Here is a 25,775-nt window from a genome sequence, read left to right on the forward strand (position 1 = left end):
GGATGCAAGGACTTGCATCCTGACGATGGGATATTTTTTAACTATAAGTACCTAAGCTGGTGGAGTTTGTGAAGAGAAAATATCTGTGAGATTCTCCTCAACCAGCAAATCTGATGTTTGCATAATAAATGGGAGTTCGGCTCCCACAAGACCTCTTTGGATGCGTTCTAAAGTCTCACTAAAAACGACAAACAGAGGATATATAGTATTAGCTCCCTCACTTAAAATATGACTGTGACGGAGAGGCATCAACCACTCATAATCATTGTCCAGGCAAACTTGGGTTTGTCGCCAACGTCCTAACAAATCAGAAAAGTCTTCGTGAGCGCGATGAATAAAGACTAAAATTTCTGCTCCAGTTTTAATTTTCCACTCTGGATCGCACATCAAAATTGCCACATCACAGGGTAAGCAAATCGTTTGTGGGGCTGTTGTAGCAGTATTGCGAACCCGGACAATTGGCAAGGGTACAGTGATGACACTTTCATCTGGACGGCGCAGACTGGGAATCATCTCCAAGTATGGCCGATATTGCTTTAGTAAGGCGATCGCAGCTAGATGATTGCTGTACTCTGCCAAACTCGCTTCGTACTGAGATTTTTGCACAGTCATAGTTTATTAAATAGTGAGGAGTACAGACGCGATTAATCGCGTCTGTACAGGAGTTAAGAATAAAATTAATCAGTTAGGAGCTAAAAGTTAGGAATAAAAATTTTAATTCCTAACTCATAACTTATAACTCTTAACTATTAATCCTTTATCCCAGCTTTTCAAATACCGCAAACATAGGCAGATACATCGCTAGCAAAATAGTTCCAACCATTCCCCCTAGAACTACAATCATCACCGGTTCCAAAATACTAGTCATTGCTTTTACTGCTTGCTCGACTTCATCTTCATAGAAATCAGCAACTTTCATCAACATTGCATCTAATTCTCCAGTTTCTTCTCCGATACTAATCATCTGAATTGCCATAGCCGGAAAAACGGCATCTTTTTGTAAGGCAATGCTAATCATGCCTCCTTGTTGAATCTCCATACGGGCTGCGTCTATGGCATTGGCAATCACTTGGTTTCCTGATGTATCTCGGACAATTTCTAAGCAAGTTAAAATTGGTACACCTGAACGAGTCAAAGAACCAAAAGTCCGGCTAAAGCGGGCAACTGAAGATTTTTGAATTAAGTCACCAAACAATGGCATCTTCAGGGAAAAACGATCAATTGTGATGCGGCCAACAGGAGTTTTACCGTATTGTGTAAAGGCAAATTTCAGTCCTATAAGAGCAGCAAGAAGAACGAAAGCACCCGGACTTCTCAAAAACTTACTAGCATCCATCAAGAATTGCGTCAAAGGTGGTAACGAGATTCCAATTTGTGTAAAAATCGTGGCAAAAATGGGAATAAGAAAAATAGTCATGCCCAGAAAAATAGCAACTGCGATAAAACCCACGACTGTTGGATAAGACAATGCTGATTTAATTTGGTTTTGTAAACGGGCAACATCTTCTAACAACTTAGCTAAACGATTCAATACTTCGTCTAGAACACCACCAACTTCGCCAGCCTGAATCATACTCACGTATAATCCATCAAAACAGTCAGGATGCTTCCGCATTGCCTCTGAAAGATTCATTCCGCTTTGAACATCGGTGCTAATGTCTACAAGGGCTTGTTTCAATTTAGTATTACTACACTGTTCAGAAAGCACCCCCAGACTTCTAACAATCGCAACTCCCGCATTCATCAAAACGGCAAATTGACGCGAAAAAACGGCTTTGTCTTTCACAGAAACCTTAACTAAGGAATTCTGAAAGTTTTTGAAGGCAACATCTGGCTGAAATCCTTGAGATTGCTTGAGTTCTTGAACTACAAAACCTTGATCTCTGAGATTAGTACGAGCTTGTACCAAGGATTCAGCAACAATTTTTTCTGTTCGGGATTTTCCTTGTGAGTCGCGAACACGGGCAACGTAGTTTGGCATAAATAAATTCAAAATTCAAAATTCAAAATACTCAATCAAGGGGATGAAATATTCTTCATCTCCCCTATCCCCAGTTTCTTTAATGTGCTTTAGCAGCCACACCGGGTTTAGCACCTGCGGCAGCTTGCGGTGTAGAACTACCAATGAGACGTTGAATTTCATCTGGCTTAGAAGTCTTAGACATTGCCGCTTCAAAGGAAATTGTTCCTGCTTTGTAAAAATCGGCTAAAACCTTTTCTAGAGTTTGCATTCCCAATTTGCCGCCGGTTTGAATTGCTGAGTAAATTTGAGATGTTTTACCTTCTCGAATCAAGTTGGAAATAGCAGGAGTGACAATCAGAATTTCTTGAGCCATCACCCGACCATATTCACCGGGTTTAGGGTTTTTCTTGGACACCAAGGTTTGACTAAATACCCCCACTAAAGAGTTAGACAATTGCACCCGCACTTGGGTTTGTCTTTCATGGGGGAAAACGTCGATAATCCGGTCAACAGTTTGGGCGGCGGAACTAGTGTGTAGCGTACCAAATACCAAGTGTCCTGTTTCTGCAGCGGAAATCGCCAAAGAAATTGTTTCCAAATCGCGCATTTCCCCCACCAGAATAATATCTGGATCTTCCCGCAGGGCTGCTTTCAAAGCATTAGCAAAGCTCTTAGTATCTTCTCCTAGTTGCCGCTGGTGAACCAAGCTTTTAATTGGTTCATAGACAAATTCAATTGGGTCTTCCACCGTTAAAATATGCTCTGCCTTGGTGCGGTTAATCAAGTCAATCATTGCCGCTAGAGTAGTTGTCTTGCCGGAACCTGTAGGGCCTGTCACCAGAATAAGTCCTCTGGGTTTATCGCACATTTCTCGCACGATATCTGGCAGACCTAATTTTTCAAAGTTAGGAATCTTAGAACTTAATGCTCGTAAGCAAGCAGCATAAGCACCACGCTCTTTATAGACATTGACCCGGAAACGAGCCAAACCTTTGACACCATAAGAACAATCCAACTCCCAGGTCTGCTCTAAGGTTTTACGCTGGGTATTGTTGAGCATACTAAAAATCAGCCTTTGACATTGATCGGCTGTCAATATATGCTCACCTATGGGGGTAAGTTTGCCACTGATGCGGAAGTAGGGAGGCAAACCTGCGGATAAATGCATATCCGAGCCACCCATTTCAATCAACTGCTCCATCAAGTCTTCAATCATCATTTCCATAGTTCTGCTTCCTTTTAATGTTTTTTATTTGTCCTTTGTCATTTGTCCGTTGTCATTTGTTTAAAGTTACTAAGCATCGACCAATGACTAATGACCAATGACTAATGACTAATGACTAATGACTAATAACTAATAACTAATGACCAATGACTAATGACTATTAGTCTTAAAACCGAGCTGTCATACAGTAAGGACAATCCAGCCATTCTTGTTTCAATGTGGCATCGCAACTCCGACAGGTAAGACCAGTCTTGCGTTTGGCTTTTAACTCTGCTTCCAAGCCAGTATCAGTAAACGTCACTCGTTCTACTTCTTCTAAAGTGGTTGAACCTTCACGCACTAAGTCCAAACTATAAGCCAGCAAGGTTTTCATCCCCTCTTCTATAGCCACTTCCTTGATGCGTTCCGTGGGTGCATCTTCGTTGATCAGAGTTTGCAGATTTTCGGTGACTCGCATGACTTCATAAACACCACAACGCCCTTTGTAGCCGACACCATTACATTTTGGGCAAAGGTGATTTTTGGCTTTGGCATCTGCGATCGCATCTAATGTCAAGGTGTTAGCCTTATAGAAGGTGACTCCTACATCCGAGGAAGCTGATAGACCATAACGAGCTAGTTCCTCAGTTGTGGGAGTGTAGGGAACACGACATTCAGAACATACACGCCGCACTAAACGTTGAGCTAAAACGCCAATTAGGGAACTAGAAACCATGAAAGGCTCAATCCCCATTTCTCCCAAACGAGCGATCGCTCCTGGGGCATCATTGGTATGTAAGGTAGTTAATACTAAGTGACCGGTCAAGGCAGCCTCTATTGCGGTTTTTGCCGTTTCCTTATCCCGCGTTTCACCCACCAGCAGCACATCTGGATCTTGTCGCAAGAAAGCCCGCAATGCAGTAGCAAAATCTAACCCTTTTTCCCGAATCACCTGTACTTGAGTAATCCCTGGAAGACTGTACTCAATTGGGTCTTCTACAGTACTGATATTAATTCCGGGATCGTTCTTTTCAGAGAGTGCAGAATACAGCGAGGTTGTTTTCCCAGAACCAGTTGGCCCAGTCACCAAAATTAGCCCAAAGGGACGGCTGACCATATCCTTGACAATATCCAAAGTCTCTGGATCAGTAATTAACTTATTCAATCCCAGTTGGGTGGAGGAGTTATCCAAAATCCGCAGCACCACCTTTTCCCCATAGCGACTGGGTAAGGTATTCACCCGGAAGTCCACCTTACGTCCCTCAAACATCCGGCGGATACGTCCATCTTGGGGTAGACGGCGTTCAGCAATGTCTAGATTGGAGATGATTTTAAATCGGGCTGTCACCGCCGGGATGATTTTTTTCGGCAGGGGATCGAAAGCTTCGCGCAGTACCCCATCCTTCCGAAAGCGAATGCGTAAGTTTTCTTCTTGCGGTTCGATATGAATATCAGAAACGCCTTCATGCAAGGCTTTAGCCAGAATTCTGTTAACTAGGTTGATGACTGGGGCATCCTCTGCACCCTTCATCGCTGCCCCTAAATCAGCCTCCATTTCTTCAGGAGCATCCGAAATATCCAGATTTCCGAGGTTTTCTAAATCCTGATTAATATCTGTAAACTTTTCTTGTTCCAGATGCTTCTGCTTAACAGCCATTTCATCCAGGTATTGGTTGATTAGCTGCTGGTAGTCTTCCTGGGTAATCACCATGCGCTGCAACGCCAAACCTTGGGGGCGCAAGATCCGGTTCAGATCATCGGAAGCCTCTAGATTATCTGGAGCGACCATCGCCACTAAAACTGAGGGCGGGGTTTGGTCTTCGTGTTTCGACAGTGGTACTAAACGATGGCGACGGCAGATATCCACTGGGATGAGGGTTTCAATCAGGTTCCCCATCATCGTGTTGCCAACGGAATTGACTTCTGGATCGAGGAATTCAACTCCGTATAGTATTTTCAGTTCAAATAGCTGTTGTTTTTTGTATTGCCTGAGCAACTCAGGCGATAGTTGTTGCCCAGTGATTGACTCTAATACTTCTGTTAAGGGTCTGCCAGATTTGCGGCTTTCAATTAGTGCCTGCCTCATCTGTTCGGTATTGACATAGCCAGATTGCACTAGCTTGTTGCCGAAGGGCGAAAACTCTGTTCTGGTAGTTAGAGCGGTACTGCGCCGTTGTGGTGACGAGTAAGTCATAAATGAGCAATTGATTTGGGGAAACCTCTGCTTAAAGTATTCCCCTACCATGAGACAGAATTCTCATTTCCCAAAAAAGTCCTGAGTCACGTCGCTTTGCTTTGAATTCAAAATTCAAAATTAAAGTGAGGTACAGATAATCGTAGGGAACATGGCTGTGCCCCTACCCGTGTACTTCATTTACCTGAAATACGCTGTATTTTCAAATAAGATGAGGGGCGAGTCACATTCAGCGCTACTATTGCAAATTACTCGTTCGGGTTCCCGCCTTAGTAGCGTCTGGGCTAACGTGTTCACCATTTGTCACAATAAGAGGACGGTTACATCACTTCCAGGAACTTGTCGGCAATAAAATCAGCCTCAGTTGCAAGTCGTGGATGACGACGGTTGCAAGCTGTAGAGATACACTGCCATAAATAGGATCTGGAATGAGTAGACAATGATCAATGAAAATAAACAGATAAACAATACAAGCCAGCAATTGGGTGAACCAACAGAGGTAAAGCAAGCAATGAAGAGTGACTTTCCAGCCCAAATTAATTTCAATGAATCTGGTAGCGAGGTGACAGAGCAAGTGGCAGCCCAAACAAATATATCAGGAGATACTGCTGTCAATTCAGAAAATAGCGTTGCAGCAACTGAAAAAACTGAAGTAGAAAGGGCAGCTTTGGCAGAACTGACTCAACAAATCGAGTCCGTCAAAACGCAACTGGAAGAGCGTAGTACTCAATATATGCGGATTGCCGCTGATTTTGAGAATTACCGCAAACGCACTAGCAAAGAAAAAGAAGACCTTGAGTTGCAGGTGAAGCGGAATACGATTTTGGAATTGCTACCAATAGTCGATAATTTTGAGCGGGCGCGATCGCACCTCAAACCGCAGTCTGATGCCGAAATGACCATGCACAAAAGTTACCAAGGCGTTTACAAACAATTAGTAGATAGCCTGAAGCGCTTGGGTGTATCGCCAATGCGTCCCGAAGGTCAAGAATTCGATCCTAACCTGCACGAAGCAGTAATGCGGGAACCTACGGATGAACATCCTGAAGGAACAGTGTTAGAAGAGTTAGTGCGCGGATATTACTTGGGCGATCGCGTGCTACGCCATGCAATGGTCAAAGTAGCTGCTCCCAAGGAAGATACACCTTTTGCACCAGAAGATCAGTCGAGTTCAGCCAGCAGTTAAGCTGTAGTCGCTCGCCTCGCTGACCTCAAGTGCCTGGGTTATAGCAAGGACGAGCATCGCGTACCTAAAACTTGGACAAGGCTTTGGATAACTCTGTTGTGTTTCAACTTCTTGATTGCTACCAGCAATAGGGGTTCCACAGACGTTATCCGCTAGCCTTTGTTCTTAGCAAAAAAGTTAGTCCGCGACATATTACAGCAGAAATATTCAGTAAAAATACTGGCAAATATGGGAAAAGTTATTGGGATCGACTTAGGCACTACTAACAGTTGCGTCGCAGTTTTGGAGGGTGGTCAACCACTTGTGATCTCCAATTCTGAAGGGGGACGAACTACTCCAAGTATTGTGGGATTTGGGAAGAGTGGCGATCGCTTGGTTGGTCAATTGGCAAAGCGCCAAGCCGTAACCAATGCCGAAAATACAATTTACAGTATTAAACGATTTATCGGGCGGCGTTGGGAAGATACTGAAGTAGAACGTGATCGCGTCCCCTACAACTGTGTCAAAGGTCGAGACGAAACCGTTGATGTCCAAATTCGCTCAAAAAACTACACGCCACAAGAATTATCCGCCATGATCCTGCAAAAGCTGAAGCAGGATGCGGAAAATTTTTTGGGTGAGGAGGTGACTCAAGCAGTAATCACCGTACCAGCATATTTCACAGATGCCCAAAGACAAGCAACTAAAGATGCTGGCACAATTGCTGGACTAGAAGTCCTGCGAATCATCAATGAACCAACATCTGCGGCTTTAGCTTTCGGATTGGAAAAGCAAGACCAAGAGCAGCTAATTTTAGTATTTGACTTGGGAGGCGGTACCTTCGACGTATCGATCCTGCAACTTGGGGATGGCGTTTTTGAAGTGAAGGCGACTTGTGGTAACAACCACTTGGGGGGAGACGACTTTGATAATGCGATCGTGCTTTGGATGATGGAACGCTTCCAAGAACAAGAGAAAATCGACCTTTCCAAAGACAAGATGGCATTGCAACGGCTGCGGGAAGCAGCGGAAAAGGCAAAAATTGAACTCTCCAGTATGGTGAATACCTCCATCAACTTGCCCTTTATCACAGCTGATGACACCGGGCCAAAGCATCTGGAGATGGAACTCAGCCGCTCTAGATTTGAAGAACTCGCCGCCAAATTAATTGAAGCGACCATTGAACCAATGATTCAAGCGCTCAAAGATGCGGATCTCAAACCACAAGCCATAGATCGGATTATTTTGGTAGGTGGTTCTACCCGTATTCCCGCAGTCCAAAACGCGCTAATTAAGTTTTTCGACGGCAAAGCTCCCGATCGCTCTATCAACCCTGACGAAGCCGTAGCATTAGGAGCAGCTATCCAAGCAGGTGTGTTGGGTGGTGAAGTCGATAATCTCTTACTACTGGATGTCACCCCTCTGTCCTTGGGAATTGAAACTTTAGGTGAAGTGTTCACCAAAATCATTGAACGCAACACTACAATTCCTACGAGTCGGTCACAAGTTTTTTCCACCGCAGTTGATGGACAAATCTCGGTGGAAATTCACATCCTCCAAGGTGAACGGGCAATGTCACGAGATAACAAGAGTCTCGGCAAGTTTCTATTAGCAGGAATTCCCCCATCGCCCCGGGGTGTACCACAAATTGAAGTATCCTTTGAAATCGATGTCAACGGCATCCTAAAGGTTTCTGCCCAAGATAAAGGTACAGGTAGAGAACAGAGTATCAGGATTACCAATACAGGTGGTTTGAGTAGCAACGAAGTCGAACGGATGCGCCAAGAGGCAGAACTGTTTGCCGAAGAAGATAGAAGACGTAAAGAACTGGTTGAACTCAAAAACCAAGCAGATAATTTGTTGTTCAGTTATGAATCCACAATCAAGGATAATAGCAACTTTATCGGCGACCAGATGAAAACCTTGGCCAGTGAAAAAGTTGCACAACTCCAAGCTGCAATGATTGACTCCAGCATTTCCACAGTGGAATTTAAGCAGCGCTTAGACGACTTCCAACAAACCTTGTTTGCAATTGGTGCTGATGTTTACAATCGAGCTAACAGCCAAAGTGATGAGATTGAGGGGGGTTCATCTGGTCACTTTACCCCAGAAGTAGACTCACCAATGAATGGCACGCTAATACCACAATTCAACTTTGATTTTGACGAAGAAAGTACTGCTCAGGCTGATTATGAGGCAATAGATTAGGGGTTGGGCATTGGGCATTGGTTATTCTCCTTGTCCCCTTGTCTGCCTCATCTTCCCCACTCCCCACTCCCCTAAGTTGCAAATTTTTATTAAGATATTTTAATATATCTAAATATTTAGCGAAGTTTCACAAGACCCCAGCGGTTTGCTAGATTGTAGAAGCAAATTACTTTGGGCTAGGCAATGTGCAAGTTCAGGGCCAATCCAAAGCATAAGGGTGGTTTTCCACACCTAATGGTGCGGCTAGCCCCTCTGGTTGATGGGCGAGGTTTTCCTCTCCTACGTAGCACAATTGTAAAAGAGACAGCCGACTCGGCAGTGAGAAGTCTGAGCAGAGGCTTCCCCTGTTCTTAACTTCTATAGCTTTTGTCGTCTCCCACGAGGAAAGCACCTGTTGCTCAAGATTTGTCGGTGATTTTTGTAAAAGGTAAAGGGTAAAATCAGTTATTAACAAAAATTAATTTTATCTTCTGCCTGCCCTCCGGCAAGCCGCCCTCTAAAGGATAATGTGTTGCTCTTGCATATTCTGTAGGCAAAACACTTAATCCATAGGGTAGCAAGTGACCGTGAATGACGTTCTACTGACTTCTGCTTTCTTCCTTCTAACTTTTACCTTTGCTATATGGCCCGCGACTATTATGAAATCCTGGGTGTCTCTCGTGACACTGACAAAGAAGAAATCAAACAAGCCTATCGCCGTCTAGCCCGGAAGTATCACCCAGATGTGAACAAAGAACCGGGGGCGGAGGATCGCTTTAAAGAAATTAACCGCGCTTATGAGGTACTCTCAGAACCCGAAACTCGCGCTCGTTACGATCGCTTTGGCCCAGAGGGTGTATCGGGCGCTGCTGGCGCGGGCTTTCAAGATGTCGGCGATATGGGTGGTTTTGCCGATATCTTTGAAAGCATTTTTAGTGGCTTTGCTGGCGGTATGGGTAATCCCACGCAACAAAGACGGCGCAGTGGGCCTGCCAGGGGTGATGACCTGCGGCTAGACCTGAAGTTAGACTTTCGGGAAGCTATATTTGGTGGCGAAAAAGAAATTCGCATTTCCCATCTAGAAAATTGTGAAGTTTGTAGCGGTTCTGGTGCTAAACCTGGAACCCGCCCTCGGACTTGTTCGACTTGTGGCGGATCGGCTCAAGTACGCCGTGTGACTAGAACACCCTTTGGCAGTTTCACCCAAGTCTCGACTTGTCCCACCTGTAATGGAACAGGGATGGTAATTGAAGATAAGTGTGACGCGTGTGATGGTAAGGGCGCAAATCAAGTCACAAAGAAACTCAAAATTACCATTCCAGCTGGGGTGGATAATGGCACACGTTTGCGGATTTCTAGTGAAGGAGATGCTGGTCAACGTAGTGGCCCTCCTGGTGATTTATACGTTTACTTGTTCGTGAATGAGGACGAGGAATTCCAACGAGATGGGATTAATATTCTCTCGGAAATCAAAGTTAGCTACCTGCAAGCGATTTTAGGTTGTCGGTTAGAGGTAGATACAGTAGATGGGCCAGTAGAACTAATCATTCCTGCTGGAACTCAACCAAATACAGTAATGAAGTTGGAAAACCGTGGTGTACCTCGCTTGGGTAATCCCGTAAGTCGTGGGGATCACATGCTGAATGTATTAATTGATATTCCCAATAAAGTCACCCCAGAGGAGAGGGAACTGCTGGAGAAGCTAGCTAAAATTAAGGGCGATCGGACTGGTAAAGGCGGTCTAGAAGGATTCTTGGGAAATTTATTTAAGTGATGATGCCCTCTTCTGTTTTAACTCCCGATGCTCAACTTGATTTACGCGGCACCCCTTGCCCGATTAATTTCGTACGCACAAAACTACGTCTAGAGAAAATGCCATTGGGAGGTTTGCTAGAAGTCTGGCTAGACCCTGGTGAGCCGATTGAGCAGGTTCCTGATAGTTTGACAATGGCAGGTTATCAGGTGGAACAAATTACAGACTGCACTAATTATTTTTCTCTGTTAGTGCGCCGTCCAGTTGCTGACCAATGACAGGGGAAATTTTTGCCGCAACTGGACAGTTATTGGGTACGGTGGTGGCTGTACAGGCTAATTTTTACCGGGTACAGATGGATCAAGAGGCTGGGGAGCAGAGCAGCAGGGAAGTAGAGGAGAAACTGGATTTAAATGCCCCTCTGCCCCTCTGCCCCACTGCTCCCTCGCCTCCTCTCCTGCTTTGTACCCGGAGAACACGTCTGAAAAAAATCGGACAACAGGTGATGGTAGGCGATCGCGTTGTGGTAGAGGAGCCAGATTGGGCTGGGGGACGGGGTGCGATCGCTGAGGTTTTACCCCGCCAAAGTGAGTTAGATCGTCCGGCGATCGCTAATGTTAACCAAATTCTATTGGTATTTGCCGTTGCCGATCCACCTTTGGAACCTTATCAGCTGAGTCGGTTTCTAATTAAAGCTGAGTCTACTGGCTTGGATGTGCTTTTATGCTTGAATAAAAGTGATTTAATTTCACAGCAGGAACAGCAACAAGTTAGCGCTCGCCTACTTGGTTGGGGCTATCAACCAATATTTATCAGTGTTAAAGATGGTATAAATACTGAGCAAGCAGCCAGATACTTGAGCAATAAAATTACCGTCATTGCTGGGCCTTCCGGCGTTGGTAAATCCAGTCTAATTAATACGCTGATTGACTCTGCCAAGCTGCGAGTCGGAGAAGTTTCTGGCAAACTGGCTCGTGGTCGTCATACTACTCGCCATATAGAATTATTTGAGTTACCTAGCGGTGGTTTACTGGCAGATACTCCCGGCTTTAATCAGCCAGATATGGATTGTATCCCAGAAGAATTAATCCATTATTTCCCAGAAGCAAGAAAGCGGTTAGCAATTGCTAGCTGTCGGTTTAGTGATTGTCTGCATCGAGACGAACCTGAGTGCGTGGTGCGGGGAGACTGGGAACGATATGAACATTATTTAGAATTTTTGGACGCTGCAATCGCTCATCAAACACAGCTACACCAACAAGCCGATCCAGAATCCACCATGAAGTTAAAAAGCAAAAGCAAAGGCAAAGGGCAGAGTCAATACGAACCCAAGCTAGAAAGTAAAAAATATCGCCGGATTTCCCGGAAGACTCAGTTACAGGACTTGCAGGAGTTATATCGGGATGAGGAATAAGGAGTGCGATGTCTACGACGGGCTGGCCTACGCATTCATAATCCAAAGGTTGGTCACGATAGCATAGATACAAACAGAAAAAGTATCTTGTATGTATCAGCCCATTGCCAACACCCCTAGTTTACAAGCTGTCACTGAGAGTATAATTTTCCCAGCAGGTGATATCTATAGTGACGAACCCCCCTTGGAATCTGATTTACACCGCGAACAAATTGATTTACTCATTCGCCTGATTAAATGGTGGTGGCGCGATCGTCAGGATTTTTATGCTACTGGCAACCTAACTATCTATTTCAGTCCCAACCAGAAAAAGTCAGAAGAATTTCGAGGTCCTGATTTCTTTGTGGTTTTAGATACAGAGAAAAAAGACCGCAAAAGCTGGGTTGTGTGGCAAGAAGACGGCAAATACCCCAATGCGATCGTTGAGCTATTATCTAATTCCACTGCCTCGGTTGATAAAGGTTTGAAAAAGCAAATATACCAAAATACATTTCGCACTCCAGATTACTTTTGGTTTGATCCAAATAACCTAGAATTACAGGGATTTCACTTAGTTGATGGGCAATATCAAGACCTTGTACCCACTGAGTCAGGTTGGTTGTGGAGTCAGCAATTAGGGCTGTATTTAGCAGTATATTTGGGCAAATTACGCTTTTTTACACCAGATGGACAGTTAGTGATGTTGCCAGAGGAAGAATCAAACCAACAGTTAGAGCAAGCAAATCAACAATTAGAACAAGAACGTCAACGGGCTGCAATATTGGCAGAACGCTTGCGAGACGCAGGTATTGACCCTAACCAAATACTCTGAAAAATAGAATTTTATCTCTAAACTAGGCATGAGAAAATAGTGCTATGAACCAAACAATATCTGATAAAGTCCGTTGGACAACCTCAAACTTAGAATTACGAAGCTGCCAATTAAATACCGATCGCAGCCTTGCTAGCTGATGACGAAATCACATCACCATTGTTACCAGGTTTCGGCGTTCGAGTTCAGCGTTTTTTTGTATAATTCTGGCGATTGCTCATCAAACTCAACTTCACCAGAGAAGGCAAAATTAACAATTCAAAATTCAAAATTGTACCCTTACAGGGATCTTGCTACGCGCAGCGTCTCGTAGGAAAGAGAATTTCAGACGTGGATTAAAACCGTTTGACTGAGAGTCCCCGTACTGAGCTTGTCGAAGTGTCACGCCAAAGCTCCGATGGTTCCTGAGCCTGTCAAACGCGAACAGCGTCTCGCAAGGAAGGAATGAAACTGAAGCTACGCGAAGGTGGCTCAAAAATAATTATTAAACTGCCAAAGCACAAAGATAACAAAAATACTGTAACTTAGAAACCCGATTTTTCTACTGCAATAAGCCAACCAACAACTAGAAGAGGAATGATAAGGGGCTGAAAGATCGGTACAAGGCTTTTAAATTGATTTAAAACTGCTACAAATCTACTTTGCGCTCCCCATAAAGTCTTAAAATATTGTTAATTTCAGCCAAACCTCTCGACCTTCAACTACAAGTATCACCCCAAAATCACTATGTCTATCGGCTACGTCGCGCTTGTACTCCACGCACATCTACCCTTCGTTCGTCACCCGGAAAGTGACTACGTGCTGGAGGAAGAATGGCTCTATGAAGCCATCACAGAAACCTACATCCCCTTATTGAAAGTATTTGAAGGCTTAAAGCGAGACGGTATCGACTTTAAAATCACGATGAGTATGACACCCCCTTTAGTGTCGATGCTTCGCGATCCTCTGCTTCAAGAACGCTACGAAGCACACTTAGCTCAACTAGAAGAACTTATAGCACTAGAAGCAGAACATAATGTCAACAACGGGCATCTTCGTTATTTAGCCGAACATTACGCGACTGAGTTTAGCGAAGCGCGTCAGCTATGGGAACGCTATGGCGGGGACTTGGTGACAGCTTTTAAGAAGTTCCAAGACAGTAACAACCTGGAAATTATCACTTGCGGCGCTACTCACGGCTATTTACCGTTGATGAAAATGTATCCACAAGCAGTGTGGGCGCAAATTCAGGTAGCCTGCGAACATTACGAACAAACCTTTGGACAAGCACCCAGAGGCATTTGGTTGCCAGAATGTGCCTACTATGAAGGTTTAGATCGGATGCTAGCTGATGCTGGGTTACGCTACTTCCTCACTGATGGGCATGGCATCCTTTACGCCCGTCCCCGTCCCCGCTTTGGCACTTATGCCCCAATTTATACAGAAACTGGTGTTGCTGTCTTTGGTCGAGATCATGAATCTTCCCAACAGGTATGGTCTTCTGAGGTGGGCTATCCTGGAGCGGCGGAATATCGAGAATTTTACAAAGATTTGGGCTGGGAAGCAGAATATGACTACATCAAACCCTATATTATGCCCAATGGTCAGCGGAAAAATACGGGCATTAAGTATCACAAAATTACGGGGCGTGGCTTAGGTCTATCAGATAAGGCGCTCTACGATCCTTATTGGGCTAGGGAAAAGGCAGCAGAACACGCTGCTAATTTTATGTATAATCGAGAGCAGCAATCTGAACATCTCTATGGTATAATGCAGCGACCGCCAATTATCGTTTCGCCTTATGACGCAGAGTTATTTGGACATTGGTGGTATGAAGGTCCTTGGTTCATCGATTACCTATTCCGCAAATCGTGGTATGACCAAGGAACATATCAAATGACCCATTTAGCAGACTATTTGCGAGATCAGCCAATTCAGCAAGTCTGTCGTCCTTCGCAGTCGAGTTGGGGTTTCAAGGGTTTCCACGAATATTGGTTGAATGAAACGAATGCGTGGATTTATCCACATTTGCACAAAGCTGCTGAACGGATGATTGAAATCTCGCACCTAGAACCAGAGGATGAGTTGGGGTGGAAAGCATTGAACCAAGCAGCGCGGGAATTGTTATTAGCACAATCTTCCGACTGGGCATTTATTATGCGGACGGGAACAATGGTACCCTATGCAGTCAGACGGACGCGATCGCACTTGATGCGGTTTAATAAACTCTATGAAGACGTTAAAGTTGGCAAAATTGACAGTGGTTGGCTAGAAAAAGTCGAATTAATGGATAATATCTTCCCCGAAATCAACTATCACGTTTATCGTCCACTATAAGTCTCACAAAAAGTAATCAATAACAGTAAGGTGGGCATTGCCCACCTTATATTAGTAGTGAATATTAGTACTGGAGTTGATCATTTACTCACTAGTACAGGTGTTCCGATTTTCACAAATTCATAGAGTTTACGCACATCCTTGTTATACATCCGAACGCAACCATGAGAAACTGCTTGCCCAACTGATTTTACATTCGGAGTACCATGAAATCCAATTTCGTCCTTTCCATCCGTCCAAAATCCAATCCAACGTTCTCCTAGAGGATTATTTGAGCTTGCAGGAACAATTTCTCTATTAGCAACGAAAGGGTTTTCCCAAGCTGGGTTTTGCACCATGTGAATAATTTTAAATTTGCCTGTAGGTGTTTCCCATCCAGGTTTACCAATAGCTACTGGGTAGCTGGCTTGTAAACTCTCACCCCGATAAACGTAAAGTTTTCGTTCATTAAGTTTAAGTAGCAAATGGATTTCTTGCTCAGAAGTATTGGGAATTATTGGCTTTATGGGATGCTGGAATTTGAGTAATAATCGGCGCTTTCGCTCAGAGTAGTTAGGAATATTTGACTGTAATGGTAGAGGATTTGATTCAACTTGAGGAGAAACTTGAGAATAGTTTGGTTGACTATTAGTGACCTGAGCAGTGGCGTATGATTGAAGCGAGATCAATACTGCTATTGTTGTCAAACTAAACTTGAAAGTACTACGAAAATACATACTACGTATCATTTTCTGTTGCATTAATTATTAATATTATGATTAATTTTAGTCACCAGTAAGGATTCAGAACTCAGGTATCAACTAGCTTGGAACTAGCTTTAAGTCTAAATTCTGAATTCTCAATCTTCAAATTACTAAATATTGTAAATCAAAAAGTTCTACCCTCGTCCTCGAATTACAGGAGATGAAGGTGCTGGTTGGGAGTCTGGAGTTGAGCCTGAGTCTGGTGTTTGAGTTGGGGCTTGTGGGTTTTGTCTTTGTCTTTGTCTTTGTCTTTGTCTTGTACCTGGATTTGAATTAGGACTTGAAGGTTGGTCTGGTTTGACGGGGGTTTCGTCCGGTTTAGCCGGAGTTTGGTCTGGAGTTACCGGAGTTTGGTCTGGAGTTACCGGAGTTTGGTCTGGAGTTACCGGAGTTTGGTCTGGAGTTACCGGAGTTTGGTTTGGAGTTACGGGAGTTTGGTCTGGAGTTGCCGGAGTTTGGTCTGGAGTTGCCGGAGTTTGGTCTGGAGTTGCCGGAGTTTGGTCTGGAGTTGCCGGAGTTTGGTTTGGAGTTGCCGGAGTTTGGTTTGGAGTTGCCGGAGTTTGGTTTGGAGTTGCCGGAGTTTGGTTTGGAGTTGCCGGAGTTTGGCTTGGTTGTTCCCGCTGTGCTAGAGTTACCTGTGGCAGAACAATTACACCAAAGCTGGCGAAGAAGAGTAACGAAGCAGTAGAAACAACGAATTTCAATTTTTTAGATGACTTTTGTTTCATTTTTTGTTAAGAAAGCTGATTTACATTCAATATTAATATTTATCATTATTAAGCCATGCTCTACATAATACATCATGTTTTTCTATATATTACATGATAAATTGCTTCCTTGCAATTCTCCATTCTGCCAAATTCCACTCTTAAAAGAGCCATTTGCGAATTGAAATATTCCTTGCCCTTCACAGTTCCCAGCTTTAAAATGGCCTCGATACTCACGACCATCTTTCCATCTAATTTTTCCTAGCCCCTCAAATTTATCGTTGACAAATTGACCTACATAATCTTTATAAAAACTGCTGCTTGGGGGATATAAAAATATGCCACAACCATTGCGCTGATTATTGTTGAATTCTCCATCGTATCGACTACCATTCTTAAATATCATTACTCCCTTACCAAATAGGTTGTTATTTTTATCTATAGCCCCATAATATTTAGTACCATCTGGAAACTTTCTATCGGGTTTTCTAGTTGAGGGAAGTGAAGTTAGTTCCGAACTGCAAGGTAGTGAAATAAATTTTTCAGTTTTTTCAGTTATTTGGGGAGATTGCTGTTTGGGAAAATAAGATAATGCAAGCATCGCCACTACTCCTACTCCGATTACAGTTCCAGCTAAAACTGTCCGATTAAATCCAAATATCCGTCTGTTTGTTGATTTTGGTTTTACAGGAGAAACTGAATAAGTTGAAGCTAGGACAGTAGTCGGAGATGTTGAGGATGCCAGTGCTTGTAACGCCTCTGCTGCTGACTGGTAGCGTTGGCTAAAGTTGTAACGCACCATTTTTGCTAAGATATCAGCTAGGCGATCGCTGACATTTGTCCAATGACGCCAGATAATTTCGCCATTTGCATCTTCTGGAAATTCTTGAGGTATTCTACCTGTCAAAGCTTGAATAGCCACAATCCCCACTGCAAAGATATCGCTAGATAATCTTGGCTTAGAACTAGCTTGTTCATTAGGCATATAACCATTGGAGCCAATGATAATAGTCGAAGTCACTTGACCTTGAGTGTTTTGTGCCAAACCTTTAATTTCTTTAACTGCTCCAAAGTCAATCAGCATAATCTTGCCATCATCGCGTCGGCGCATCAAGTTTTGCGGCTTGATATCTCGGTGGATAATATTCTGCTGATGTACCACTACTAAAACTTCAAGAATTTCCTGCAACAGTTGAACTACTTGAGCTTCATCCCACGGCTGGTCAGGAATTATCTCTGTAGACAAGTTCTGTCCATCCACAAATTCTTGTACTAAATAAAATTCACCATTTTCTTCAAAATGAGCGAATAATTTGGGTATTTGCTTGCTCAGGTTCCCTAAGCGGTATAAAACTTCTGCCTCTTTTTCAAATAATCGTGTTGCGATTGGTAAAACTGCTGCATCAGAGGTTTTCGGTTTTAAGTGTTTGACAACACACTTGGGCTTGTTAGGCAAATCTAAATCTTCAGCTAAATAGGTATCGCCGAACCCACCGCTTCCTAAAAGCCCTACGATTTTATAGTGGTTGCGGAGAACTGTATTTATCAGCATCCATCTTACCCTGTAGGATGTTGTTGGCTAGATTGTATCACTTTGGTTGCTCCTCCCCTTGAAAATGATTATTATTACTATTTGCTACTCAACAAGTGGATTTGTAGCAGTGGCAGACACCGCAAGGATTGAGCGAAGGGGTTAAGAGTTGCGCCATCACCTAGAGAAAGATTTCTTTACTTTGTCTGATTGATTGTTGCTGTTCTTCTATTAGTTATTGCAATACACAGTCTGCCTCTGACCAAAATCTGAGGTCTTCAGAGTCTATTTCCCCGATATGAAAGTATAATATCCACGTTCAGGCGCCCACGCAGCGGGTTGGTTGCAACTGCTGGTTAGACCGAGTTCTTGTCGTTCAGCACCCATAAAACGCTACCAGTGCCACCCACGGAGCTTCTACGGGATCAACCGATCTGCGCGTAGTTGCTCGAACAGGTCAAAAAACGACTCGTCCGTTTTCTGGTATATGGAGAAACCGAGTTTGCGGCTCTTCGACATGTCGGTCATGATCTCAATCGGACGCCCAAGATCAAGATCGGTGTGCCACGCAGACGACAGACGGCTCAGATCCGGCTCGACGAGGCCATGCTGCTTTGCGATCTCGCGCCAGAGAGCACCTTTATTCGCCATTTCAGCTTCGAGCGGGTGGGTTGTGCCGTCGAACCCGATGGACTCGATGCCGAACCAGTCAGCCAGCCGCTCCCACAACCATATCCAGCGGAAGATGTCGCCATTGACAACGTTAAACGCCTCGTTGTGCGCCGCTTCGGTCTTCGCCGCCCAGACTAGGTGCTTCGCCAGCACCCGTGCGTCGGTCATGTCGGAGATGCCCTTCCACTGCGCTTCAGAACCTGGCCAGCGGAACGGGCGTCCGGTCTCCTTGCAAATCGCGGCATACACGGCCAGCGTCATGCCGAGGTTCATTGCATTGCCGACCGCCTTTCCAATGACAGTGTGAGGGCGATGAATGCTCCAGGTGAAACCGTCACGGGCGGCTGCTGCATAGACCTCATCTTCCTGAGCATAATAGAAATTTTCGACATCGAGCCGCGGATGCTCCTCACGCAATGGAGTTTCTGGCAGTGATCCGCCCGTGACGTATGCATCGAATGGTCCGAGATAGTGCTTGAGTCCAGTGACAAGGGCGACGTGCTGCACCGTGTCCTTCGGTGACAGAACATCTAGCAGATTGCGAACCATTGTGCCGTTGACCCTGACGTTCTCGGCCTCAGTCGTATTACGCATCCACGTCGTGATGAAGATGTGCGTCGGGGCGATGTCTGACAGTGCAGTTTTCAGGCTAGCTAGATTGAGTAGATCGGCAGTAACAGGGCGTAACCCTTGCACCTCGTTTCTAAGATTTCGGGCTAACCCGTAGGTCGTCCATCCATTCGCGATCAGTTCCCGCGCCAGATAGCTGCCTATGATGCCGCTTGCGCCCACAACCAAGGCTGTTCCATGCATGTCGTGTCTCCACTCCAGTTCCAGTATGGAAATTTTATATGTAATATCCAGATTTGGATATTGTACAGAATTTTTCCATATAACTACTCTTTAGAGGGTGATTATAGATAAAAATTCCATATAATCCTTAATGTGATGCAGAATTTTTATGTATAACATCCTTAAAATATTAAATGGAAAGATTTTGGATAAGATTCCTTTGGAAAGTCGTTAAAAAAAGCCGCTGGCTGGAATATACGCAGAATGCTAATTGACATACATCAGCATGTTTAAAACACTAGTATATTACTGAGAAAAATATTTTTTTAAATACTTATTCTTGCAGAAATTATTTTTGAAAAAGGTTTATTTTGTTTGTAATTTTAAAGCATTTATGCTCAAATACTAAGTAGGTAAACACAATCAAATCAAACTACGTCAACTTATGTAAAGCACCAGAAAGGCTTTGAATATAAGCTTTTAATCAATTTACATTTCTTAATCTAGTTCTATTTTTTAACGCCCACCTACTTAGCAGTAAAGTCTCAAATTTCTCGGCTTTATTATAAATAATATTAAAAAAGACAGGCAATAAGCCTGTCTCGTAAGTAATGATTTAGCAAAGAATTTAGAAATTCATCTCAGCAGCTTGAACTTTTTCAACCTGCTTCTTCTTCAGCACCAGCATAACTTGAGCCAACATTACAAGAGCAATGAACGCAATCATCCATTTGACTCTAGAGGCGTCTTGCAGTACGATTTCTGTATCTATTTGACCGAATCCACCGACGTTCGGGTTGCTGGTCAAAGCATCACCAGTCTTAACTGTTTGCCCTTCGGAAACAAGCAAGTCTGGACCTACAGGAATCGTATCAACGACAACATTACCCGATTCAGGTTGGATGTTGACTAAATATTTAACGTTACCGTCTCCATCTTCCTCTTTAGCAATCTTGGTAATTGTGCCAGTAGCGGAAGCGTTGTAAACAGCGTTATTGCTCTTTTCGCCTGTGGGATAAACTTGTCCGCGTCCTCGATTACCACCTACGTGAACTGAATATTTACCGAAGTGGATGTTTTTGTCGGTTGCGGGGTTGGGAGAAAGAACTGGGAAGACGATTTCCTGATACTGTTCACCGGGTAAAGGACCGACGATGACGACGTTATCTTTGTCTTCGCTGTAGGGTTGGTAGAAAGTGTCGCCAACTTCTTCTTTAAGTTCTTCGGAAAGACGGTCTTCAGGAGCAATCTTAAAGCCTTCGGGTAGCATCAGTACAGCACCGACGTTCAAGCCAACCTTAGAACCATCGGCACCAACTTGCTGGGCGCCGAGATCGTAGGGGATTTTTACCACAGCTTTGAATACAGTGTCAGGTAGCACCGATTGGGGAACTTCCACTTCTGTAACCTTGGCGGCTAGGTGACAGTTGGCACAAACAATTCGCCCTGTTGGTTCGCGGGGGGTTTCGGGATAGGTTTGCTGTGCCCAAAAGGGATAGGCGGCAGCTGATTGGGGAAGGGCTAGATCGCTGGTGAAGTAAAATGTCACAGTAGCGATCGCTATAAGCAACGTTTTTACAATCGCTCTAGCACTGCGAGTTAACCTCGCTGTTATGAAAACATTTCTCATCTCTATAAGGGCGACAATTGAATTAGTCATTAGTCATTGGTCATTAGTCATTAGTCATTAAGCCCTGAACAAAGGACAAATGACTAATGACAAAATTATTAACCCCACCAAGGTGCATCACCTGTGCGGAAGTCGGTTTCAGTCCAAGGGGTTAAAACGATTTTGTCGTCGTTGACGTTGGTATGGGCTAAAGCCAGAGACAGAGGTGCTGGTCCCCGAACAACCTTACCAGTTTCGTCATACTGAGAACCATGACAAGGACATTTGAATTTGTTCTCAGCAACGTTCCAGGGGACGACACAACCTAAGTGGGTACAGATGGCGTTAATGCCATAATCTTTGATCGCCTCTTTGCTGTCTACCACAATATAGGTAGGATCTCCCTTTAGTCCTTGAACTAGGTTGCGATCGCCTGCATTCCGGTTTTCTAGAAATTTAGTGACGCTAACATCGTTACCTAGCTCGTCTTTTGCCGTTACACCGCCACCAGCGCCACCTGCTGCTGGTGGAATAAAGTACTTGACAACGGGATACAATGCACCCAGAGCTACTCCAGTGACAGTCCCAAAAGTGAGCAGATTCATGAACTGACGACGCCCCAGATCGGGCACGTCTGCTGATTCAGAAAATTGAGCCATAATCTACGCGCTCTTTGTGTATTTTGTTAAGCATTTTGACAAAAGTACTAATACTTGAGCAACTTTTGTCTAAGTCGAAATGCTAGCGCTCACAACGATGCCATACTTCTTTGTTCCAAGATATATTTAGCATCTTTTCTGTTAGCATTACATTTCTTTATATCCTTATCATACTGGAGTCACGGAACTTAACATCATAACTAAATGTAAAATCTGATTGAGAAAAGCTATGACAGGACAGGAATTACGTCAGATGTTGCTTGATAAGTGGGGATATTCTTATGATGTCCAGTTCCGGCGGGCACAGGGAAAGATATTTTTGCAAGTAATGTGGAAATACTTGGAGCAAGCTTCTTTTCCCTTGAGCGAGGTGGAGTACCAAGAGCATCTTGATACCATTGCCAATTATCTTCATGCCTTGGGTGGGTCAACACAGGTACAAACTTTTATTGCCCAAACACGCGATCGCCCCCGGCTCGGCAAAGCTGTTAGCATTCCTTTAGATTTGGGCGAACGTTCTTCGGAATGGATATTATGACCAAGTTTTTCTTCCTTAATTTAGAATCATCCTAACTCCTCATTTCAGGATAGTAAAACTATGAATTCTCCATTTCCCGGAATGAATCCTTATTTAGAAAATCCTGTGTTTTGGTCAGAAGTACATCATCGATTGATTACAGCTATAGCAGATACTATTGAGGAAAATATTCCCCCACAGTATCGAGTTGCAATAGAACAACGTACTTATTTAAGTGATGACTCAGATTCTGTATTAGTTGGTATTCCTGATGTTTCTATTTTTTCTCAACAAAAATCACCGCAGCAATACTCATCAACTACTACACAAGCAGAAACGTCAGAAGGCATCACGGTGATGATCCCCTTACCTGAATATGTTACGGAAAATTACTTAGAAATTCGAGAAATCTCTACAGGTTTTGTGGTGACATCTATCGAAGTTTTATCTCCTAAAAATAAACGCCAAGGCGAAGGTAGAAAAGCGTATGAACTAAAACGTAAACAAGTTTTAGCTAGTCTTTCTCACTTAGTCGAAATTGATTTACTCAGAAGTGGACAAGCCATGTCAATTTTAGGGGAAACTCCTGTAGTAAATTATCAAATTATTGTTAGCAAAAGTGAAACACGTCCTCAAGCTAAATTATACGGATTTAGCGTCAGAAAAATGATTCCCGTATTTCCATTACCATTACAGTCAGAAGATACAGAACTGATTGTAGATTTGCAATCTTTATTGCATGGTATATACAATCGTGCCAGATATTACTTAGCAATTGATTATAATAAAGAACCAGTACCACCCCTAAAACCAGAAGATGCTGTATGGTCTGATACCCTCTTACGCGAACAAGGGTTAAGGAATAATTAGTAATTGGTAATTGGTTAAAAATTTTTCTTATTCCCTGTCACCTATTCCAGAGGTTATTTACCTGTAAGCTTCACGAGTCCCACACCGCCGAAATAAAGCGCTAAAACTGCTCCAGCTAAGAGACTTTGAGTCAAGGGGTCAGTAGAAGGCGTCAGGACGGCTCCTAAAACCACTGATCCCATAATTACGTAACGCCAACCAGAAACCATCCGTTCTGACGAGACAATATTCAAATTACCGAGCAACAGTTGAATAATGGGAATTTGAAATGCTAAACCAGTGCTGAATAACAATAGCAGTACAAATTCAAAATATTTATCAATTGACCAAAGTTGTTCGACTACATCTGCTCCGTAGCTAATGAAAAATTTCAACGCTGCGGGGATAAGAAGTAAATAGGCAAATACTAAACCCGCCCCAAATAGCACACTCGAACCCAAAACCACAGGTCCTAGTAAACGGCGTTCGCGGCGAGTCAATCCTGGAAGCACAAACTGGATAATCTGGTAAAGAATGAAAGGACTAGTAAGTACGAAACCAGTGTATGCTGCAACTTTCAGGGAGACAAAGAAATATTCTCCAGGTGCAAGTTGGAGAAATTTTACTCCTTGTGCTGGAACCTCAAGTAACTGGACAATCGGCTTAACGGCAAAGAAACAGCCAATAATGCCCACTGCTACGGCAATCAACGAATAGAAAATCCGTTGCCGCAACTCTTCTAGGTGGTCGAAAAGGGACATTTCGACTTCACCAGGCAACTCATCAAGAGGATCGGTGTCTGAGTTGTCATATCCTTCTGGGTCGAGGTTAGGAACGTTTACAGTATCTACGTCTTGTGAAGGCGTCACGTCGCTTCGCTCCGAATTCAAAATTCACGCATTCAAAATTCAAAATTAACAATCCCATAAATAAATTTAGGGGCTTGTATCATGAGTGTTTGTCGGTCATCGACCATTTCGGTGACTCAGCATTCTTCATTATTTTATCTGGGGAATGCAATTACTAAGATATGTTTTTGGGTGCTGTGGGTTTTTTTTCCTGTTTTTTGGGTTTGCATCTGCATAAGTTAGTAGGAAGCCATCTTGTAGGCAATGCCTAACCTAAAAAAAAGGTGGAACCGATAATTTAGAAATCACGTCTTTGTAGCTAGTAGCGCTGCATAAATTCACACAACATCAACATTTAATACTCAGTTTTAAAAATCCGGTTCATCAAGGTGGCATCTATACAGATGGTAATCGGAAATTGTTAACTGAGGTTGGGTATGAACCGGATAATTTGCATTGCCCTGATGGCATTGCCTGTTTATTTATACAATGTTGAGCTAGGCAATACTTCTAGTAGTGACGTGACAATTGTAAAAAACCAGTATCCCACAATAGCTGCTCTAATTGCTTACAGTACAAATGCTCAGTCAGGTATCTTGCCGTGGCAAATATCGGCTAGAGATGACCAAACCGAAGATTGCCTTCGTGCTGGCACTTGTAAGGATTGATACTAATTCGTAATTTGTAATTCGTAATTACGGCAGCCCCATCATCAAAGAAAATTAATGGTTGTAGAAAATCAAGGTACAGTAGTGGTTACAGGAGCCTCAACAGGAATTGGTCAAGCGTGTGCTTTGCTTTTAGACCAATTGGGCTTCTCTGTTTTTGCTGGAGTGCGTCAAGATGTTGATGCTCAAACACTTAAACAGAAAGGGTCACAAAGGCTGATTCCGATTTTTTTAGATGTTACTGATGCTGAATCGATCGCAGCTGCGGTTGATACGGTAACAAATGCAGTTGGTGGTGGGGGAATTTTAGGTTTAGTGAATAATGCCGGAATTGCTGTTCCTGGGCCGTTAGAATTATTAGCGATCGCTGAATTTCAACACCAGATGCAGGTTAATGTCACTGGACAATTAGCTGTGACACAAGCATTTCTTGGTCTTCTACGCCAAAGTCGGGGTCGAATTGTCAATATGGGTTCCATTGCTGGTAGGAGTCCAACGCCGTTTTTGGGCGCTTACAACGCGTCTAAATTTGCTTTGGAAGCACTGACTGATGTGATGCGAATGGAGTTACGACCTTGGGGAATTTCGGTTTCAATTATTGAACCTGGTTCGATTGCTACCCCAATCTGGGAAAAGTCTCTTAGTCAATCTGAAATAGCACAGCACGACTTACCACAATTGGCACAAAATCTCTACGGTCAAGCAATGAATATTGTCCGCAAGAAAATGCAGATTCTCGCATCTAAGGGAATTTCTGCGGATATTGTCGCTCAAGTTGTTGTCCATGCGCTGACTGCAAAACAACCTAAGACGCGCTATCTGGTTGGACAAGATGCCAAAATTGGAGCTGTGCTGAAGCATATTTTGCCCGATCAGCTATATGACAAGATAATTTTATACTCAATGGGGCTGTAGATTACTGGTTGTCAATACTTCAGAGGTCCTCACTCCGAATGGAAAATCTGTCATTCACAAAATCATGATTTTCGTTCACAAAATCGTGATTTTCGTTCACAAAATCATGGTTTTCGTTCACAAAATCGTGATTTTCATTCACAAAATCGTGATTTTCATTCACAAAATCGTGCTGATTTAAGAACGAAAAGCAAAATCTAGTCAAAAAGTAACTTTGAACTCAAGTTTACTTAACCAACGTTTGGGTTAAAAGCCTTA

At 43.5% G+C, this 25,775-nt stretch carries 22 protein-coding genes and 1 pseudogene; 11 read left to right on the plus strand and 12 right to left on the minus strand.

Features of this window, described 5'->3' with window-relative positions; genetic code table 11:
* Nucleotides 1-51: 51 nt before the first annotated feature.
* The 4 genes and pseudogenes from V7L12_RS04095 to V7L12_RS04110 form a co-directional block, all read right to left on the minus strand.
* Nucleotides 52-612, minus strand: a complete 561-nt coding sequence (locus tag V7L12_RS04095) for a hypothetical protein (RefSeq protein WP_335082377.1) — start codon at nt 610-612, stop codon at nt 52-54.
* 145 nt (nt 613-757) lie between these two features.
* Nucleotides 758-1,981 carry a type II secretion system F family protein gene (locus V7L12_RS04100; protein ID WP_335082379.1) on the minus strand — a complete coding sequence of 408 codons (1,224 nt, stop codon included), beginning with the start codon at nt 1,979-1,981 and terminating at the stop codon, nt 758-760.
* A 79-nt stretch (nt 1,982-2,060) separates the two neighbouring features.
* A pseudogene (locus V7L12_RS04105) lies at nt 2,061-3,191 on the minus strand (type IV pilus twitching motility protein PilT); the annotation flags it as partial.
* Between the two features lie 163 nt (nt 3,192-3,354).
* Nucleotides 3,355-5,361 carry a GspE/PulE family protein gene (locus V7L12_RS04110; protein ID WP_334821222.1) on the minus strand — a complete coding sequence of 669 codons (2,007 nt, stop codon included), beginning with the start codon at nt 5,359-5,361 and terminating at the stop codon, nt 3,355-3,357.
* 439 nt (nt 5,362-5,800) lie between these two features.
* On the opposite strand from V7L12_RS04110, the gene grpE reads away from it, so the two are divergent.
* On the plus strand, nt 5,801-6,547 hold the full coding sequence (grpE, locus tag V7L12_RS04115; RefSeq protein ID WP_334931598.1) for a nucleotide exchange factor GrpE: 747 nt from the start codon (nt 5,801-5,803) through the stop codon (nt 6,545-6,547).
* A gap of 228 nt (nt 6,548-6,775) precedes the next feature.
* Nucleotides 6,776-8,734 carry a molecular chaperone DnaK gene (gene dnaK, locus V7L12_RS04120; protein ID WP_335082383.1) on the plus strand — a complete coding sequence of 653 codons (1,959 nt, stop codon included), beginning with the start codon at nt 6,776-6,778 and terminating at the stop codon, nt 8,732-8,734.
* Nucleotides 8,735-8,927: 193 nt separating this feature from the next.
* Here dnaK and V7L12_RS04125 read toward each other — a convergent pair whose 3' ends face one another.
* Nucleotides 8,928-9,188 carry a hypothetical protein gene (locus V7L12_RS04125; RefSeq protein WP_334931594.1) on the minus strand — a complete coding sequence of 87 codons (261 nt, stop codon included), beginning with the start codon at nt 9,186-9,188 and terminating at the stop codon, nt 8,928-8,930.
* A 168-nt stretch (nt 9,189-9,356) separates the two neighbouring features.
* Between V7L12_RS04125 and dnaJ the strand changes: the two genes are divergently transcribed.
* The 5 genes from dnaJ (at nt 9,357) to V7L12_RS04150 (ending at nt 15,007) form a co-directional block, all read left to right on the plus strand.
* Nucleotides 9,357-10,487, plus strand: coding sequence for a molecular chaperone DnaJ (gene dnaJ / locus V7L12_RS04130; protein WP_104909241.1), 1,131 nt, complete (start codon nt 9,357-9,359; stop codon nt 10,485-10,487).
* A complete protein-coding gene (locus V7L12_RS04135; protein ID WP_335082385.1) occupies nt 10,487-10,744 on the plus strand; it encodes a sulfurtransferase TusA family protein in 258 nt (85 codons plus the stop codon). The genes dnaJ and V7L12_RS04135 overlap by 1 nt, the downstream gene beginning before the upstream one ends.
* The gene (gene rsgA, locus V7L12_RS04140) at nt 10,741-11,880 is read left to right on the plus strand and encodes a small ribosomal subunit biogenesis GTPase RsgA (RefSeq protein WP_335082387.1); all 1,140 of its coding nucleotides are present in this window, start codon (nt 10,741-10,743) and stop codon (nt 11,878-11,880) included. The genes V7L12_RS04135 and rsgA overlap by 4 nt, the downstream gene beginning before the upstream one ends.
* 91 nt (nt 11,881-11,971) lie before the next feature.
* Nucleotides 11,972-12,691 (plus strand): Uma2 family endonuclease, encoded by a 720-nt coding sequence (locus tag V7L12_RS04145; protein WP_335082389.1) that lies wholly within the window; start codon nt 11,972-11,974, stop codon nt 12,689-12,691.
* A 726-nt stretch (nt 12,692-13,417) separates the two neighbouring features.
* Nucleotides 13,418-15,007: a glycoside hydrolase family 57 protein gene (locus V7L12_RS04150; RefSeq protein WP_334821235.1), complete on the plus strand. Its 1,590-nt coding sequence runs from the start codon at nt 13,418-13,420 to the stop codon at nt 15,005-15,007.
* 80 nt (nt 15,008-15,087) lie between these two features.
* On the opposite strand, the gene V7L12_RS04155 is transcribed toward V7L12_RS04150, so the two are convergent.
* From V7L12_RS04155 to petC, 6 genes are all read right to left on the minus strand, one after another.
* The gene (locus V7L12_RS04155; RefSeq protein WP_334821238.1) at nt 15,088-15,693 is read right to left on the minus strand and encodes a L,D-transpeptidase; all 606 of its coding nucleotides are present in this window, start codon (nt 15,691-15,693) and stop codon (nt 15,088-15,090) included.
* Nucleotides 15,694-15,884: 191 nt separating this feature from the next.
* A complete protein-coding gene (locus V7L12_RS04160) occupies nt 15,885-16,478 on the minus strand; it encodes a hypothetical protein (RefSeq protein ID WP_335082391.1) in 594 nt (197 codons plus the stop codon).
* A gap of 82 nt (nt 16,479-16,560) precedes the next feature.
* Nucleotides 16,561-18,009 (minus strand): protein kinase domain-containing protein, encoded by a 1,449-nt coding sequence (locus tag V7L12_RS04165; RefSeq protein ID WP_334821242.1) that lies wholly within the window; start codon nt 18,007-18,009, stop codon nt 16,561-16,563.
* 396 nt (nt 18,010-18,405) lie between these two features.
* Nucleotides 18,406-19,473 (minus strand): SDR family oxidoreductase, encoded by a 1,068-nt coding sequence (locus tag V7L12_RS04170; RefSeq protein ID WP_335082393.1) that lies wholly within the window; start codon nt 19,471-19,473, stop codon nt 18,406-18,408.
* Nucleotides 19,474-20,080: 607 nt separating this feature from the next.
* Nucleotides 20,081-21,082 (minus strand): cytochrome f, encoded by a 1,002-nt coding sequence (gene petA / locus V7L12_RS04175; protein ID WP_334821346.1) that lies wholly within the window; start codon nt 21,080-21,082, stop codon nt 20,081-20,083.
* 98 nt (nt 21,083-21,180) lie between these two features.
* Nucleotides 21,181-21,720, minus strand: a complete 540-nt coding sequence (petC, locus tag V7L12_RS04180; protein ID WP_334821246.1) for a cytochrome b6-f complex iron-sulfur subunit — start codon at nt 21,718-21,720, stop codon at nt 21,181-21,183.
* Between the two features lie 229 nt (nt 21,721-21,949).
* On the opposite strand from petC, the gene V7L12_RS04185 reads away from it, so the two are divergent.
* A complete protein-coding gene (locus V7L12_RS04185; protein ID WP_334821248.1) occupies nt 21,950-22,258 on the plus strand; it encodes a DUF3067 family protein in 309 nt (102 codons plus the stop codon).
* A gap of 60 nt (nt 22,259-22,318) precedes the next feature.
* Nucleotides 22,319-23,107, plus strand: coding sequence for a DUF4058 family protein (locus tag V7L12_RS04190; protein ID WP_335082395.1), 789 nt, complete (start codon nt 22,319-22,321; stop codon nt 23,105-23,107).
* Nucleotides 23,108-23,160: 53 nt separating this feature from the next.
* Here V7L12_RS04190 and tatC read toward each other — a convergent pair whose 3' ends face one another.
* Nucleotides 23,161-23,955, minus strand: coding sequence for a twin-arginine translocase subunit TatC (gene tatC / locus V7L12_RS04195; protein WP_292774206.1), 795 nt, complete (start codon nt 23,953-23,955; stop codon nt 23,161-23,163).
* A gap of 416 nt (nt 23,956-24,371) precedes the next feature.
* Here tatC and V7L12_RS04200 point away from each other — a divergent pair, with 416 nt between their 5' ends.
* Nucleotides 24,372-24,602 (plus strand): hypothetical protein, encoded by a 231-nt coding sequence (locus V7L12_RS04200; RefSeq protein ID WP_335082397.1) that lies wholly within the window; start codon nt 24,372-24,374, stop codon nt 24,600-24,602.
* A 57-nt stretch (nt 24,603-24,659) separates the two neighbouring features.
* The gene (locus V7L12_RS04205) at nt 24,660-25,517 is read left to right on the plus strand and encodes an SDR family oxidoreductase (protein WP_335082399.1); all 858 of its coding nucleotides are present in this window, start codon (nt 24,660-24,662) and stop codon (nt 25,515-25,517) included.
* Nucleotides 25,518-25,775 lie beyond the last annotated feature (258 nt).

The sequence above is a fragment of the Nostoc sp. genome (genome assembly GCF_036918245.1).
Classification (GTDB): Bacteria; Cyanobacteriota; Cyanobacteriia; order Cyanobacteriales; family Nostocaceae; genus Nostoc.

What these genes read in the sequence shown, in the direction of transcription:
- V7L12_RS04095 (WP_335082377.1), bottom strand. Translation starts at nt 612, where the DNA reads ATGACTGTGCAAAAATCTCAGTACGAAGCGAGTTTGGCAGAGTACAGC.
- V7L12_RS04100 (WP_335082379.1), bottom strand. Translation starts at nt 1,981, where the DNA reads ATGCCAAACTACGTTGCCCGTGTTCGCGACTCACAAGGAAAATCCCGA.
- V7L12_RS04110 (WP_334821222.1), bottom strand. Translation starts at nt 5,361, where the DNA reads ATGACTTACTCGTCACCACAACGGCGCAGTACCGCTCTAACTACCAGA.
- grpE (WP_334931598.1), top strand. Translation starts at nt 5,801, where the DNA reads ATGATCAATGAAAATAAACAGATAAACAATACAAGCCAGCAATTGGGT.
- dnaK (WP_335082383.1), top strand. Translation starts at nt 6,776, where the DNA reads ATGGGAAAAGTTATTGGGATCGACTTAGGCACTACTAACAGTTGCGTC.
- dnaJ (WP_104909241.1), top strand. Translation starts at nt 9,357, where the DNA reads ATGGCCCGCGACTATTATGAAATCCTGGGTGTCTCTCGTGACACTGAC.
- V7L12_RS04135 (WP_335082385.1), top strand. Translation starts at nt 10,487, where the DNA reads ATGATGCCCTCTTCTGTTTTAACTCCCGATGCTCAACTTGATTTACGC.
- rsgA (WP_335082387.1), top strand. Translation starts at nt 10,741, where the DNA reads ATGACAGGGGAAATTTTTGCCGCAACTGGACAGTTATTGGGTACGGTG.
- V7L12_RS04145 (WP_335082389.1), top strand. Translation starts at nt 11,972, where the DNA reads ATGTATCAGCCCATTGCCAACACCCCTAGTTTACAAGCTGTCACTGAG.
- V7L12_RS04150 (WP_334821235.1), top strand. Translation starts at nt 13,418, where the DNA reads ATGTCTATCGGCTACGTCGCGCTTGTACTCCACGCACATCTACCCTTC.
- V7L12_RS04160 (WP_335082391.1), bottom strand. Translation starts at nt 16,478, where the DNA reads ATGAAACAAAAGTCATCTAAAAAATTGAAATTCGTTGTTTCTACTGCT.
- V7L12_RS04165 (WP_334821242.1), bottom strand. Translation starts at nt 18,009, where the DNA reads ATGCTGATAAATACAGTTCTCCGCAACCACTATAAAATCGTAGGGCTT.
- V7L12_RS04170 (WP_335082393.1), bottom strand. Translation starts at nt 19,473, where the DNA reads ATGCATGGAACAGCCTTGGTTGTGGGCGCAAGCGGCATCATAGGCAGC.
- petA (WP_334821346.1), bottom strand. Translation starts at nt 21,082, where the DNA reads ATGAGAAATGTTTTCATAACAGCGAGGTTAACTCGCAGTGCTAGAGCG.
- petC (WP_334821246.1), bottom strand. Translation starts at nt 21,720, where the DNA reads ATGGCTCAATTTTCTGAATCAGCAGACGTGCCCGATCTGGGGCGTCGT.
- V7L12_RS04185 (WP_334821248.1), top strand. Translation starts at nt 21,950, where the DNA reads ATGACAGGACAGGAATTACGTCAGATGTTGCTTGATAAGTGGGGATAT.
- V7L12_RS04190 (WP_335082395.1), top strand. Translation starts at nt 22,319, where the DNA reads ATGAATTCTCCATTTCCCGGAATGAATCCTTATTTAGAAAATCCTGTG.
- V7L12_RS04200 (WP_335082397.1), top strand. Translation starts at nt 24,372, where the DNA reads ATGAACCGGATAATTTGCATTGCCCTGATGGCATTGCCTGTTTATTTA.
- V7L12_RS04205 (WP_335082399.1), top strand. Translation starts at nt 24,660, where the DNA reads ATGGTTGTAGAAAATCAAGGTACAGTAGTGGTTACAGGAGCCTCAACA.